Annotated in this window: 11 protein-coding genes; 7 read left to right on the forward strand and 4 right to left on the reverse strand. The window is 40.4% G+C overall.

Annotated features, from left to right (window positions below; translation table 11 throughout):
* Positions 1 to 36: 36 nt before the first annotated feature.
* Positions 37 to 696, reverse strand: coding sequence for a beta-phosphoglucomutase (gene pgmB, locus D2V08_RS14265; protein WP_119608835.1), 660 nt, complete (start codon positions 694 to 696; stop codon positions 37 to 39).
* Between the two features lie 208 nt (positions 697 to 904).
* Here pgmB and guaA point away from each other — a divergent pair, with 208 nt between their 5' ends.
* The 4 genes from guaA to D2V08_RS14285 are packed head-to-tail and all read left to right on the forward strand — an operon-like array spanning position 905 to position 5,523.
* On the forward strand, positions 905 to 2,437 hold the full coding sequence (gene guaA, locus D2V08_RS14270; protein WP_119608836.1) for a glutamine-hydrolyzing GMP synthase: 1,533 nt from the start codon (positions 905 to 907) through the stop codon (positions 2,435 to 2,437).
* Positions 2,434 to 4,614, forward strand: coding sequence for a LysM peptidoglycan-binding domain-containing protein (locus D2V08_RS14275; RefSeq protein ID WP_119609654.1), 2,181 nt, complete (start codon positions 2,434 to 2,436; stop codon positions 4,612 to 4,614). Before guaA ends, D2V08_RS14275 begins: the two co-directional genes overlap by 4 nt.
* Positions 4,592 to 4,996 carry an OsmC family protein gene (locus tag D2V08_RS14280; protein WP_119608837.1) on the forward strand — a complete coding sequence of 135 codons (405 nt, stop codon included), beginning with the start codon at positions 4,592 to 4,594 and terminating at the stop codon, positions 4,994 to 4,996. Before D2V08_RS14275 ends, D2V08_RS14280 begins: the two co-directional genes overlap by 23 nt.
* Positions 4,984 to 5,523: a DUF922 domain-containing protein gene (locus D2V08_RS14285; protein ID WP_119608838.1), complete on the forward strand. Its 540-nt coding sequence runs from the start codon at positions 4,984 to 4,986 to the stop codon at positions 5,521 to 5,523. Before D2V08_RS14280 ends, D2V08_RS14285 begins: the two co-directional genes overlap by 13 nt.
* A 6-nt stretch (positions 5,524 to 5,529) precedes the next feature.
* Here D2V08_RS14285 and D2V08_RS14290 read toward each other — a convergent pair whose 3' ends face one another.
* Both D2V08_RS14290 and D2V08_RS14295 read right to left on the reverse strand, forming a co-directional pair.
* Complete coding sequence (locus D2V08_RS14290; RefSeq protein WP_119608839.1) at positions 5,530 to 7,149, reverse strand: sulfatase family protein; 1,620 nt, start codon at positions 7,147 to 7,149, stop codon at positions 5,530 to 5,532.
* 88 nt (positions 7,150 to 7,237) lie between these two features.
* Positions 7,238 to 8,104 carry a hydroxypyruvate isomerase family protein gene (locus tag D2V08_RS14295; protein ID WP_119608840.1) on the reverse strand — a complete coding sequence of 289 codons (867 nt, stop codon included), beginning with the start codon at positions 8,102 to 8,104 and terminating at the stop codon, positions 7,238 to 7,240.
* Positions 8,105 to 8,147: 43 nt separating this feature from the next.
* Here D2V08_RS14295 and D2V08_RS14300 point away from each other — a divergent pair, with 43 nt between their 5' ends.
* From D2V08_RS14300 to yidC, 3 genes are all read left to right on the forward strand, one after another.
* Entirely contained in the window at positions 8,148 to 8,390 is a 243-nt protein-coding gene (locus tag D2V08_RS14300; RefSeq protein ID WP_119608841.1) for a DUF3820 family protein, read from the forward strand.
* A gap of 49 nt (positions 8,391 to 8,439) precedes the next feature.
* Positions 8,440 to 10,074: a CTP synthase gene (gene pyrG / locus D2V08_RS14305; RefSeq protein WP_119609655.1), complete on the forward strand. Its 1,635-nt coding sequence runs from the start codon at positions 8,440 to 8,442 to the stop codon at positions 10,072 to 10,074.
* 66 nt (positions 10,075 to 10,140) lie between these two features.
* On the forward strand, positions 10,141 to 12,009 hold the full coding sequence (yidC, locus tag D2V08_RS14310) for a membrane protein insertase YidC (RefSeq protein WP_119608842.1): 1,869 nt from the start codon (positions 10,141 to 10,143) through the stop codon (positions 12,007 to 12,009).
* A gap of 277 nt (positions 12,010 to 12,286) precedes the next feature.
* On the opposite strand, the gene D2V08_RS14315 is transcribed toward yidC, so the two are convergent.
* Positions 12,287 to 14,155, reverse strand: a complete 1,869-nt coding sequence (locus D2V08_RS14315) for a fasciclin domain-containing protein (RefSeq protein WP_119608843.1) — start codon at positions 14,153 to 14,155, stop codon at positions 12,287 to 12,289.
* Positions 14,156 to 14,297 lie beyond the last annotated feature (142 nt).

Genomic DNA, 14,297 nt, shown 5'->3' on the forward strand with positions numbered 1-14,297 from the left:
AGGTTTGAGCTATTGAAGGATGCTTTGATGAATTTTTTAGAATAAATCCTTGAAATGTGATTTTACTTCGAACAGTGTAGCCTCCTTCATGGTATTGAACCTAATATCCGCATGGCCCACTCGTTCTTTGGGACCAATACCAACACTATGGAAATTACCTGCTTTTGCAGCATCGATTCCTTTCTCGGCATCTTCAAAAACGATACAGTTTTCAGGAGGTAAGCCTAATTTTTCGGAAGCGAACAAGAAAATATCTGGTGCAGGTTTGCTTTTGGAAACGCTGTTTCCATCACCAATAACATCAAAAAAGTGGATGGCGTTAAGTTGTTTCAACACCTTGTTGGCATTTTTACTTGCACTGCCCAAAGCCACACTAAAGCCTTCAGACCTGAGGTGTGTCAAAAGTTCTTTGGCACCAGGTAAATAGTCCTCTTGGGTCATGCTGTCCAAACTTTCTACATAAATATCATTCTTTTTTGTGGCCAGTTCAACTATGGTTTCTTCATCCAAGAACACCTTATTATAGTCCATAATCACTTTTATAGAATCCATTCTGGAAATCCCCCTAAGCTTTTCGTTCAGGTCACGGTCAAATTGCCAACCCATATCATCGGCCAATTTTTTCCAAGCGGCGTAGTGCAGCTCAGCGGTATCTGTGATTACACCATCCAAATCAAAAATGAATCCCTTAATCATGTTCAATGCTATTTTAAAACGCAAAGAAATAATGAAATCAGTTAAGAAAAAAACTATATTAGATTATGTGTTTTTCGAAATAACGGTTAACAGGAATCCGCAATAGTTAACTTGTTAATAACCCGTTGGAATAACTTCATGGAAAAAGTTGTAATAAATATCCTTTAAAAGATACTTTTGCAACTAAAGCAAATTGCTATTTTTGCCCATGCATAACAACGTACTCATCCTAGACTTTGGTTCCCAGTATACACAATTGATCGCAAGGCGAGTAAGGGAACTCAACATTTATTCAGAAATAAAGCCATACAACAAACTGCCCGAGGATTTATCGGATTATAAGGCTGTTATCCTATCTGGATCGCCATCTTCGGTGCGATCGGAGCAGGCTCCCCACCCTGATTTATCGGATATAAAAGGCAAGAAACCTCTTCTGGGTATTTGCTATGGTGCCCAATATTTGTCCCACTTTCATGGAGGGAATGTAGCGCCATCTGCCACCCGTGAATATGGTAGGGCCAATTTGTCCTATGTGAATTCAGAAGATGATTTCTTACAGGATATTGGTGAAGGAAGTCAAGTATGGATGAGCCATAGCGATACTATTAAGGAACTTCCCGAAGGAGCTATACGTTTGGCAAGCACCCACGATGTGGAAAATGCAGCCTATAAGATTGATGGAGAGGCCACCTACGGTATTCAGTTCCACCCAGAGGTGTACCATACCACTGATGGAACAAAGCTTTTGGAGAACTTTTTGGTGAACATTGCTGGATTGGAACAAGATTGGACGCCTGACGCCTTTGTTGAAACAACAGTGGAAGAGTTAAAAGAAGAGATTGGTGACGAGAAAGTGATACTTGGTTTGTCCGGTGGAGTGGATTCCAGTGTTGCCGCCATGTTGTTGCATAAAGCCATTGGGGACCATTTACACTGTATTTTCGTAAACAATGGACTTTTACGTAAAAATGAGTTCGAAAGTGTTTTGGACCAATACAAACATATGGGCCTAAACGTAAAGGGTGTTGATGCTTCGGCACGCTTTTTGGATGCCTTGAAGGGAGAATCTGATCCTGAAGGAAAAAGAAAAATCATTGGAAGGGTCTTTATTGAGGTCTTTGATGATGAGTCCCACAAAGTGGAAAATGCAAAATGGTTGGCGCAAGGAACTATTTATCCAGATAGGATAGAATCTGTTTCAGCCAGTGGAGGACCATCAGCAGTGATAAAAAGCCACCATAATGTTGGAGGTTTGCCCGACTATATGAAATTGAAAGTAGTGGAGCCCTTGAAAATGTTGTTCAAGGATGAGGTGAGAAGAGTAGGAGCAAGTATGGAGATGTCCCCAGAGATATTGGGAAGACATCCATTTCCAGGTCCTGGTTTGGGAATCCGTATCTTGGGAGACATTACCCCGGAAAAAGTGGCGATTTTACAAGAAGTGGATGCCATTTTTGTTGATGGATTGAAAAAATGGGGACTTTATGACAAGGTTTGGCAGGCCGGAGCCATGCTTTTGCCCGTAGATAGTGTAGGAGTTATGGGAGATGAGCGCACTTACGAAAAATGTGTGGCGCTCAGAGCCGTTGAAAGTACCGATGGAATGACGGCCGATTGGGTGAATTTACCATATGAATTCTTACAAAAGACCTCTAATGATATAATAAACAAGGTTAAAGGCGTTAATAGAGTGGTGTATGACATTAGCTCAAAACCACCGGCAACTATAGAATGGGAATGAAAAAATATATTTTACAACTGGTTTTTACCGCGGCCTTTTTGTTGGCCATGGTACCAGTTTCTGCACAGAACTACGCAACACATGCTGTAAAAGAGGGAGAAACGCTGAAAAGCATCTCTCAAAAATATCGGGTGACGCCCTACAGTATTTTACAGGCCAATAAGGAAATCAAAAGTGCTTCCGATGTAAAGGAGAACACTATTCTTATAATTCCATTAAATGGAAAACCTGTTGAAAACAAAACAGAGTCCAAAGAGGAAAAACAAGAAGAAGAAAAAGTAAAACCAATTCGTTTTACGCGTCATAGGGTAAAAAGGAAAGAAACTATTTTTGGTCTTACTCAGAAATACAACATTACCGAAGACCAGCTTAAAAGATACAATACCCGTTTATACTCTGAAACTCTTGAACGTAGAATGGTTCTTCAAATTCCTGTGTTCCCGGAGGTTGACCCAAATGAGGAAAAAGAGTTGGACTTTGAGACCTACACAGTACAGCCCAAAGAAACCCGTTGGAGCATTGCACACAAATATGGTATTAGTGTGGATAGTCTATTGATTTTGAATCCAGAATTGGACAAGAACACCAATTACTTGGCCATCGGGGAAGAATTAAAATTGCCGCGACCCAAGGGAGACAGTCTTAAAGAACAAAAAACAGAGATTTTTATTTCTTACACGGTGCCTCCAAAAATGACCCTTTACAGTTTGGGAAGGGAATACGGTATCCCTGCAGATTCTATTGTTAGGTTGAATCCGGAGATTATGCAGGAGGGTGGACTAAAAGAAGGAATGGTGGTCCGGTTACCTAAAAAGAAGGATGACGAAGGAGAGGTAAATACAGACAACTTTATTTTTTATGAAGTTAAGCCCAAGCAGAATATTTTTAGGTTGACACAAAACCTTAAAATATCCAGAGAGGATTTGTTCCGTTTGAACCCTGCTCTCGAAAATGGGCTGAAAGCCGGAATGGTTTTAAAATTACCCAAAGAAAAGGCTGACCAATTAGAAGTGAAAAATGCCTTGGTCTTGGATAAGATTAATTTGGTGGACAGTATCAACATAGAAAACAGGCCCAAATTGGTATTCATGCTTCCTTTCCGTTTGGATAAGGTAGATGTCAATGATAGAGAAAAAGCTCAGGAGTTAATAAAAAACCGAAGAGACCTTGCGCTGAGCCTAGGATTTTATACAGGTGCTATGGTAGCTTTGGACTCCATTAAAAAGTTAGGGGTTTCCGTAGATGTAAAAACTTATGATACCCAATTGGACCAAGCCAAGGTGAAGGAAATCCTGTTCAGGGAAAACCTAAATGGTGTCAATGCCATTATTGGTCCATTGGCTCCAGGACCTTTGGATGAAGTAGCTGTTCAGGCTGCGGCAAAAGATATTCCGGTGATTGCCCCGATTTCTTCGGATAGCAAGTTGAGTCATAATAATGTATTTTATTCTGTGCCCAGAGATGTGGTGCTCCGGGATAAAATGTTGTCTTACATGGAAAAGATTCATAAGGATGAGAACATAGTGATTATTGCTGATTCTACCCATCAAGTTGCTCATGATTCAATTTTAAGTAAATTTCCTGCTGCCCAAATTGCCAAGGTGATAGATAATAAGTCATTGCATTTAGATGAATTTTTGATTCAGCTTTCAGGGGAAAAGGAAAATTGGGTGTTTTTGGAAACCGACCAACCGAATATGGTGGCCAGTGTCACATCCATCTTGAATTCGGCCAACACTTCTTCATTATTAAGTACAGAGGAGACCAAAGAAATAAAGGTTCGAATGTTGACTACAAGTTTTAATGCCGCTTTTGAGAATGAAGCGGTGTCCAAGACCCATTTGTCCAACCTTAAATTTACCTATCCGTCCTTTTATAGAGAATCAGGAAGTGATGCTTTCACCAAGGCGTACAGTCAAAAATATAGAGGTGTATTGCCCGATAGATATGCAGTTAGAGGATTTGATGTTACTATGGATGTATTGTTGAAGCTTGCATATAAGAACAACCTTTTTGAAACATCAAAATATATAGGTTTGACAGAGTATGCCGGAAATGGTTTTGATTATCTCAATGATTGGACCTCTGGCTATTTTAATCGTGCTTGCTATATTATGGAGTATGATAACCTTAGGATAAAAGAAGTAGAGCCAAATGACAGCAAAAGTAACCTATAACGGAAATCTACGTACAACCTGTGTGCACCTTCGCTCTGGAAACGAATATATTACGGATGCCCCGGTTGATAACAATGGAAAGGGCGAAGCATTTTCACCAACTGATACGGTAGCAACGGGATTGGCCAATTGTATGATCACCATGATGGGTATCAAGGCCCGTGATATGGATGTGGATTTAACAGGCTCAACGGCTGAAGTAACTAAACATATGGCGGCCAATCCAAGAAGAATTTCTAAGATTGAGGTAAAGTTGGAGTTGCCTGCATCGGTTTCTGAAAAACATAGAAAAATATTGGTTCATACAGCCAATACTTGCCCAGTGCATTATAGTTTGCATCCAGACATTGAAAAAGTAATTGATTTTAATTGGATAAAATAATTTTCATAGGATGTGTTTTTCTTTTTGGTTTTTTGGGTTTTGCACAAGAAATCGAGGAGGGGGTCGCTTGGAGTGAAAATATGAGGCTTACCTGGGCCGATTTTAAAGGAAAAGTTCCACCTGCTGCTGAATCGGCGGCAACCACAGCCAGTGGCATTAGTTATTCTTATTCGGCAAATTTGTTGCACCATGAAGTAAAATTGGACTTTGAGGTAAATGCATATTTCTACCCTAATGAATCATGGTACAAACCTGAATTGTGCAATGAAAATACTTTGGCGCACGAACAGCTTCATTTTGATATTGCTGAGCTATTTGCACGAAAAATGAGGGAAAAACTCCAACGTACCTCTTTTTCCGATGATGTTAAAGCGGAAGTACGTAAAATCTACAAGGATATTTTAGTGGAGCTTCAACAATATCAGGAGCAATACGATTGGCAAACCAACTTTTCCAGGAATAGGGATATGCAATCCAAATGGAATAATAGAATAGCTGCAGCCTTAAAAAACGAAGAAAAAGGATAATAGGTCTTATTGACCCTCCTTGTACTGCTCTATAAACCTTGTGTCGAGCTCCTCCGAGTCTTTGTATTTCTTACGAAGTTCTTTCAAATCTACTTTTAACCTTTCTCGTATATCGGAGTATTCAGAATCGTAGTACACGTTGTTCATCTCGTCGGGGTCTTTGGTGAGGTCGTAAAGTTCCCACTCATCAACATCATAATAAAAGTGAATTAGTTTATACTTTTTGGTTGCAATACCATAGTGACGCTTCACCGCATGTTCTGCGGGATATTCATAATAATGGTAGTATACACTTTCCCTACCCCAATTATCATCGTTTCCCGTGAGTAAAGGCATCAGGCTCTTCCCCTGCATATCGTTTGGGGCGGAAATCCCTGCAGCTTCCAAGAAAGTTTGGGCAAAGTCAAGATTTTGTACCATTTCATCATTGGAGATGCCCGGTGTTATTTTGTTGGGCCACCTTATCAACAGTGGAGTTTTAAACGATTCCTGATACATAAATCGTTTGTCGAACCACCCATGTTCACCCAAATAAAAGCCTTGGTCCGACGTGTAAACAACCAAGGTGTTTTCTGCCAGTTTTTTCTCTTCCAAATAATCCAGTACACGGCCTACATTATCATCAACGGACTCAATACTGGCCAGGTAATCTTGCATATACCTTTGGTATTTCCATTGCATTTTTTGTTTTTCGGTCATGCCGGGCCAATGTTCTTTAAAGTCGGCGGTGATAGAATCCAAAATAGGTTTATACTCTTTAAGTTGTTCAGGTGTTAGTCTGGACATTTCCACTCCATTAAAAAGCCTTTCGTTTCTAGGGTCGGTCTCAATTCCCATCTCCTCCAGAACTTCTGGGTACACTTTGCAATCGTAGCTCATCAGCATATGTTCCAAAATATTCATTTCTGCGGTATGTGCCGCTGTGCCTCGATTGGAATAATCATCAAAAAGAGAAGTAGGTTCTGGAATTTCTTTTTTTGACCATCTTTTGAATTTTTCTGCCTTTGGCCACCAAGGCCTGTGAGGTGCCTTGTGCAAGTACATCATCATAAAGGGTTTGGTAGTGTCCCTTTTTTTGTCCAACCATTCTAAGGAAAGGTCAGTGATAATATCTGTGGCATATCCCATTTTTTGAATGGTATCCCCTTCTGTAGTTATAAAATCAGGATTGATGTATCGGCCCTGCCCCGGTACTATCATGAATTCATCTACTCCCTTGGGACTGTTACCAAAGTGAAGTTTACCGAACATGGCAGTTTGGTATCCTGCTTTTTGGAACAATTGGGGAAAAGTAACCTGAGAGGTGTCAAAAGGAGTAAGGTTATCAATTTTTCCATTAATATGAGTATGCTTCCCAGTTAATATGGTTGCTCTGGAGGGAGCACAAATGGAATTGGTAACCGATGCATTGGTGAAAAGCATGCCTTCTTTGGCGATACGGTCGATATTTGGAGTTCGGATTAATGAGGTATCATAGGCGCTTATGGCTTGGTAAGCATGGTCATCCGACATTATGAAAAGGATATTCGGTCGTTTTGCTGATACGTCCGCCACCTTTTTTTTAGAGGACATCTCGCACCCGATCAGAAATATTGAAACAAAAAATAAAAGGGAAAATTTTTTCATAAAGTATGGATTCGTCTTTATTGACATTACTTGATGAATTATGTTAATCGTAAACCCTCGTCTTAAAGGTTATCTTTTGATTCAAATATTAGATATCACACCGCATAAATCCATCCTTCAAGGCTTCAATCTTATCGTCCCAGGTAGTAATAAATTCTTGTGCAACGTAACCGGTAAAACCTGTATCGTGTATGGCTTTAATGATAGCGGGGTAGTATAACTCCTGCGTCTCATCAATTTCATGTCTGCCCGGTACCCCAGCAGTATGGTAGTGCCCAAAATAAGGGTGATAATTCTGTATGCTTCGGATGATGTCCCCTTCCTGTATTTGCATATGGTAGATATCAAACAATAATTTAAAATTATCGCTTCCCAAGTGTTTACAAAGTTCAACTCCCCATAACGAGTTGTCGCACATGTAATCTGGATGGTTTACTTGGTTGAACAGTTCCATTTGTATCACCACACCATGCTTTTCCGCCAAGGGAATAATTTGTGAAAGACCATCCACGCAATTTTGAAGACCAACATAATCGTTCATACCGTCTCTATTACCACTAAAACAGATGAGGTTGGTATAACCTGCCTCGGCTACCTTCGGAATCATTTCCGTATAGTTTTTTATCAACTGTTCGTGGTATTTTGGATTGTTCCAGCCTTCGGTCAAACTTATTTCCGCGCCATTGCACATGGAACAATGTATATCATACTTCTTCAAAATGGGCCATCTATCTGGACCCACCAAATCAATGGCTTTAACACCCAATTCGTTCAAGGTTTTTAAAAAATCTTCTAGTGGGATATCGTTAAAACACCATTCACATACACTATGGTTGATGTTATGCTTTAGTTTAAATTCTTTGGATTGACCTTGGTTATTTGATACCATGGCAGAGGCTGAAGCCAGTCCTGCAGACCCTACGGCAGCAGTGGCTATAAAATTTCTACGTTTCATTTTGAGGATTTGTTAATGGAAAGATAGTATTTTCGACCTAGATATGGAAATTCGCCCTGATTCAAAACAGTTATTGGAACTCGCTCACTACAGAATGCCTTTTGGTAAATTTAAAGGGCGCTATCTTGTGGATTTGCCCTTGCCTTATCTGGTCTGGTTTAAGCAAAAAGGATTTCCCAAAGGGAAACTGGGAGACTATCTAAATACCATGCTTACCATTAAGGATAACAGCTTGGAACCCATCATCAGAAAGATCCAAAAAGATTTTCCTCGCCAATCTTCCTGATTTTTGCCCCGCAATTAGTAACTTTACGCCCCGTAATAGAATGATCAATATGTCAGATACCAAGTACATTTTCGTTACGGGAGGCGTTACTTCTTCATTGGGTAAAGGAATTATCGCCGCATCCTTGGCCAAACTACTGCAAGCCAGGGGGTACCGAACCACCATACAAAAATTAGATCCCTATATAAATGTGGACCCGGGGACACTGAATCCATACGAGCATGGCGAATGTTATGTGACCGATGATGGTGCAGAAACCGATTTGGATCTAGGCCACTACGAACGCTTTTTGAATGTCCGTACATCACAGGCCAATAATGTGACCACGGGAAGAATCTACCAAAGCGTTATTGAAAAAGAGCGAAGAGGTGAATTTTTGGGCAAAACAGTTCAGGTGGTCCCCCATATTACCAACGAGATAAAGGAGCGTATCCAAATTTTGGGAAACAGTGGTGATTACGACATTATTATTACCGAAATCGGTGGTACGGTTGGGGATATTGAATCGCTGCCCTATATTGAAGCAGTAAGACAACTACTTTGGGAGTTGGGTGAGCACAATGGTATTGTAATCCATCTAACCTTGGTGCCATTTTTATCTGCCGCGGGTGAATTAAAGACAAAGCCAACGCAACACTCTGTTAAAACTTTGATGGAGAGTGGTATTAAAGCAGATATCTTGGTTTGCAGAACAGAGCATAATATTTCCGAGGACATCAAAGAAAAATTGGCGCTCTTCTGTAATGTAAGAAAGGAGGCTGTGATTCAATCCATTGATGCATCAACCATTTATGATGTTCCTTTGTTAATGCAAGAAGAAGGTTTGGATACGGTTACCTTGGAAAAATTGGCACTTCCCAATGATACAGAGCCAAATCTAGATCAGTGGAAGGAATTCTTAAATCGTCATAAAAACCCAAAGGATAAAGTAACCATTGGATTGATTGGAAAATATGTTGAGCTTCCGGATTCATATAAATCCATACAAGAGGCTTTTATACATGCAGGAGCCGCCAATGAAGTCGATGTTGAGGTGAAATCGATTCATTCCGAACATTTGACAGCAAAAAATATAGATAAAAAATTGAAAGGCCTGGACGGCATTTTGGTCGCTCCCGGCTTTGGGGAACGTGGAATAGAGGGTAAGGTAAATGCAGTAAAGTATGCCCGAGAGAACAACATACCATTTCTTGGTATTTGTTTGGGAATGCAGATGGCTGTAATCGAATTTGCAAGAACGGTTCTTGGTTTGGACAAATCCAACTCCACCGAAATGGACAAAGAAACGCCAGACCCAGTTATTAGTTTAATGGAAGAACAAAAATCCATTACCGATATGGGCGGGACCATGCGTTTGGGTAGTTGGGACTGTCATTTAAAAGAAGGTAGCTTAGTGGAGCAAGTATATGGTTCATCCGATATTGAGGAACGCCATAGGCACCGTTACGAATTCAACAACAAGTACAAGGAGCAAATGGAAGAAGCTGGATTGGTAGCGTCTGGTCTAAACCCAAAAACAGGCTTGGTGGAAGTTGTGGAGATTCCTTCACACCCATGGTTTGTAGGGGTACAGTACCACCCAGAATATAAAAGTACGGTAGCTAGCCCACATCCATTATTTGTTGGATTTGTAAAGGCGGTATTGACCCATAAACAGAAACAAAACAATGCCAGTTTGGCATAAAACGGGGTTTTGGGCATATATTTGCCACCTGAAATACCAATAAAATATTTCTACTAAATAATATTCATGGAAGAAAAGAAGCTGGATATTAAATCCATTGTTGGATTTGTACTGATTTTTGGGATACTCATATATATGTTTTACCAAAATCAGCCCACGCCAGAAGAGTTAGAGGCTCAAAAAGCAGAACAAGAGCAAGTTGAGGCTGAGAAAACTAAGGTTGAAGAAGAAGTCAAAACGGCAGTTGTAAAAGAAACAAAGACTATAGATCTTAATGATTCCACCGCAGTGGCCCAATATAAGAATACGGTTGGTGCATTTGGTTTTACAAAAACTTCGGATGGAACCACCATATTGGAAAATGAGGTTTTAAAATTGGAGGTTTCCAATCAAGGTGGACAGATTGTGGAGGCCAAAATGAAGAATTTTGTGACCCACGATTCCGTTCCCGTGTATTTGGTAAAAGATGGCAATGCCAATTTTGCAGTGAATTTCACTACTTCGGACAATAGAGTATTGAGTACGGCAGACCTTTATTTTGAACCATCGCTTACACAAAGTGGGGACAACCATGTACTTTCCATGAAGGCCAAAGTGGCCAGTAACCAGTTTTTGGAGTATCGTTACGAAATGAAGCCGAATGAATATTTGGTTGATTTCACTGTTCGTTCCCAAGGTTTGAGTGGAGTTTTCAATAGTAGTAAGCCAGTTACTTTGGAGTGGGATCTAAAAGGTATCCGACATGATCAGAGTATCAGGTATGAAAATAGATACACCCGTCTAACATACAATCACGATGAGGGAAATATCAGCAAACTTTCCGAGAGCAGTGATTTTGATGAGGAAACCGAAGTAGATGTAAAGTGGTTGTCGTACCGTCAGCACTTTTTCAGTTCTATTTTGGCAACCGATAATCATTTTAAGACAGCTGATTTAACCTCTACCAACTTGGTGGAGGAAGAAAGTAAAGAATTGCTTTTCACCAAAGCATATAGTACACGTGCTCCTTTGGAGCTTCAAGGGGGTGAATTGTCCCAAAACATGTACTGGTACTATGGACCTACCGATGTTAAGGTGTTGGATGATTATGAAGATTTAGGTCTTGTAGAGTCCATTCCGTTTGGGTGGGGAATTTTTGGCTGGATTAACCGATATGTCTTCACACCGTTCTATACGTTCTTGAGTTCGTTTCTTCCTTATGGTATTGCGATTATTATTATGACAATTTTGGTGCGATTGGCACTTTCGCCTGTTACCTATAAATCCTATTTGTCGCAAGCCAAAATGAAGGTGTTGAAACCTGAAATTTCGGAAATCAGCGAAAAGTACAAGGACAATGCCATGAAAAAGCAACAGGAGACCATGAAGGTATACAACAAGGCAGGCGTAAGCCCCATGAGTGGTTGTGTGCCCGCCTTATTGCAGTTGCCTATTTTCTACTCCTTGTTCATGTTTTTCCCAACCTCTTTTGCGTTGCGACAGAAACCATTTTTATGGGCAGAGGATTTATCATCTTATGATACCATTTTTGAGTTACCGTTCACCATTCCATTTTATGGTGATCACGTATCCTTGTTCCCGATTTTGGCGTCCATAGCCATTTTCTTCTACATGCAGATGACAACAGGTCAGAGTATGCAGATGCAACAGCAGCCTGGTATGCCGAACATGAAATTTATTATGTACCTATCTCCCGTGATGATGTTGTTCTTCTTTAACAACTATGCAAGTGGATTGAGTTTGTACTACTTCATTTCCAACTTGATTACCATCTTTATTATGTTGGCCATTAAGAACTACATTTTGGATGAGGATAAAATCCATGCCCAAATCCAGGAAAACAAGAAGAAGCCTAAAAAGGAAAACAAGTTCCAGCGTAAAATGCGCGAGATGATGGAACAGGCCGAGGAGCAAAAGAAATCAGGAAAAAGATAATCCTGAGTTAGATACTTTTTGGTTCAAATAAAAAAACTCCCTCAAGATTTCTTGGGGGAGTTTCCATTTACAGGTTTAGTTTGGAAAGATTTGGGACTCCAAAGATGCAGGATAACCTACGTTCAAAAAAGTAAAAGTTGTAAAACGTCTGGTTTTTGTGGGTAAATAATCTTTTGTTGATGTGTCATCGATGAACGGTAAACACTACGCGATAAAAAGCCCCCTCAAAGTTAATTGAGAGGGCCTTAAATGCACTATTTATGTAATCAAAAACTAATTAATTTGTAGTATCTGGAATTAGTACAGTGTCCACTACGTGGATTACACCATTGATAGCCTGGACATCCACAGCATCAATACCAATACCTGGGTTTCCTGCACCATCTGTGATATCTGCAATATTATCGCCAGTTCCTGGTAGGTTGATAGTGATCATATCACCTTCTAAAGTAGTTGCGGTGGCACCATCGCTCAAATCACCTGAACGTACATTGGCTCCGGCTACTACGTGGTGTTGTAATATTGGAATCAAGTCAGCTTCTGCTGGAATACTGGCCAAGGCATCAAATGCAGTGTTTGTAGGAGCGAATACAGTGAATGGGTCGCTTCCTGCACCATCTTGGGCAGACAATACGCTTACAAAATCCGTGTTTGGTGTCAATTCGGTCAATGCTTGTACCAATGTGGAGAAGTTGGGGTCGGCTGCAGCAAAAGTCACTACAGTAGGTAAGTCGATTACTGCATCCACGGTGTGAATAACTCCATTGCTAGCTACAATGTCGGCCATCATCACATTGCTGGTTCCGTTTAAGGTAACTCCATCATCTGTATTAATGTATAAGCTCAAATTTTCATCTGTAGCAAATTCTGCAGCCGTGTTCACATAGGAATTAGTCAATCCTGAAGAGAATGCCGCAGCACCCACAACTACATGGTTGGATAGAATGGCATTTAAGTCATTGGTATTTGGATTGGTGAATGCGCTAAAGGCATCGTTCCCAGGAGCAAATACTGTGAAGGTCTCTTCTTCGTTGGACAACAAATCTGTAAAGGTTGTGTTTCCACCATCTGTCAAAGCACCTACTAATGAGGTCAATCCTGGGTTGGCAACAGCATGATCTACAATATTTGGAATATCGATTACGGCATTAACAACGTGTACTATTCCGTTCAATGCTTTTACATCTGGAGTTACTACTGAAGAAACACCATTAAAGGTAACACCATCGGTTGTATCGAAGAACAAGCTTACATTTTGATCTCCGGCTCCAGTGGCCAAAGTGCTTGTGTATCCGGAGCCAAGTCCGGTAAGATCGGTAGAAGAAACTTCACCACTGATCACGTGGTTTAATAATACATTGGTAAGCACATCCACAGGGACATCAGCTAGAGCTGCTCCATCAAGGAATGTTTCAAAAGCTTCATCGGTCGGAGCCAATACTGTAAATGGCCCATCACCACGTAATACAGTGGGTAAATCTCCATCAGCTGCTACAAGGGCGGCCACTAAATTCTGTAGGTTTTCATTTCCAATAGCTAAATCTGTAATCGGGACCAAAATAATGTCGGCCAATTCGTCCAGTATCGTTTGAGGTAATAAAACCTTATCAATGATATGCACTACACCATTGGAAACTTCAATATCGGCAGCAGTCACTTCAGCATCAACATCTGTTGCATCTCCAATAAATACTCCTCCTTGAGTGGATACTTGTAGGGTAGAACCTTGCAAAGTGGTAATGCTTTGTCCATCGCTCAAATCAGTTGACAGAACGGCAGCGTCAGCTACAACGTGATAGGTTAAAATAACGGCAAGCAAATCTTGTAGTTGTTGGGAACTAAAGTCATCCAACGAATCAAATCCATCAAGTTGTGCTAATAAATCGTTGAAGGCTTGATTGGTCGGTGCGAAAACCGTAAAAGGTCCTTCGCTGCTTAGGGCAGCTACTAAGTCGTTATTGGCACTTTCATCGGCTTTTTGCAAAGCACTCACTAAAGTACTCAATTCAGCTGTTGCCTGAGCAGCATCAACAATGGTTGTTACCTCCTCGGGCGGCATGTTTCCGTCATCATCGTCTGAACAGGACACAATGGTGACTAGTGAAACTAATAAAGTCAGTCGGGATAAAATTTTAAATGCTTTCATGTCGTTGAATTATATATCTGATTGTTTAATGTTATAAAATTATACTTAAACAAAATAAGAACAATACTGTTTAACATTTTGATGTAAAACTTTAACAAAATTAAAATTCTAGTTGTCTGTAGGTTATAAATGGAAGGTTTTT

This window comes from Flagellimonas lutimaris (assembly GCF_003581615.1).
Classification (GTDB): Bacteria; Bacteroidota; Bacteroidia; order Flavobacteriales; family Flavobacteriaceae; genus Flagellimonas; species Flagellimonas lutimaris.

Excerpts from the sequence above, each read along its gene's own strand:
- guaA (WP_119608836.1), top strand. The coding sequence starts at position 905 with ATGCATAACAACGTACTCATCCTAGACTTTGGTTCCCAGTATACACAA.
- D2V08_RS14315 (WP_119608843.1), bottom strand. The coding sequence starts at position 14,155 with ATGAAAGCATTTAAAATTTTATCCCGACTGACTTTATTAGTTTCACTA.
- pgmB (WP_119608835.1), bottom strand. The coding sequence starts at position 696 with ATGATTAAGGGATTCATTTTTGATTTGGATGGTGTAATCACAGATACC.
- D2V08_RS14280 (WP_119608837.1), top strand. The coding sequence starts at position 4,592 with ATGACAGCAAAAGTAACCTATAACGGAAATCTACGTACAACCTGTGTG.
- yidC (WP_119608842.1), top strand. The coding sequence starts at position 10,141 with ATGGAAGAAAAGAAGCTGGATATTAAATCCATTGTTGGATTTGTACTG.
- D2V08_RS14295 (WP_119608840.1), bottom strand. The coding sequence starts at position 8,104 with ATGAAACGTAGAAATTTTATAGCCACTGCTGCCGTAGGGTCTGCAGGA.
- D2V08_RS14290 (WP_119608839.1), bottom strand. The coding sequence starts at position 7,149 with ATGAAAAAATTTTCCCTTTTATTTTTTGTTTCAATATTTCTGATCGGG.
- D2V08_RS14275 (WP_119609654.1), top strand. The coding sequence starts at position 2,434 with ATGAAAAAATATATTTTACAACTGGTTTTTACCGCGGCCTTTTTGTTG.
- pyrG (WP_119609655.1), top strand. The coding sequence starts at position 8,440 with ATGTCAGATACCAAGTACATTTTCGTTACGGGAGGCGTTACTTCTTCA.
- D2V08_RS14300 (WP_119608841.1), top strand. The coding sequence starts at position 8,148 with ATGGAAATTCGCCCTGATTCAAAACAGTTATTGGAACTCGCTCACTAC.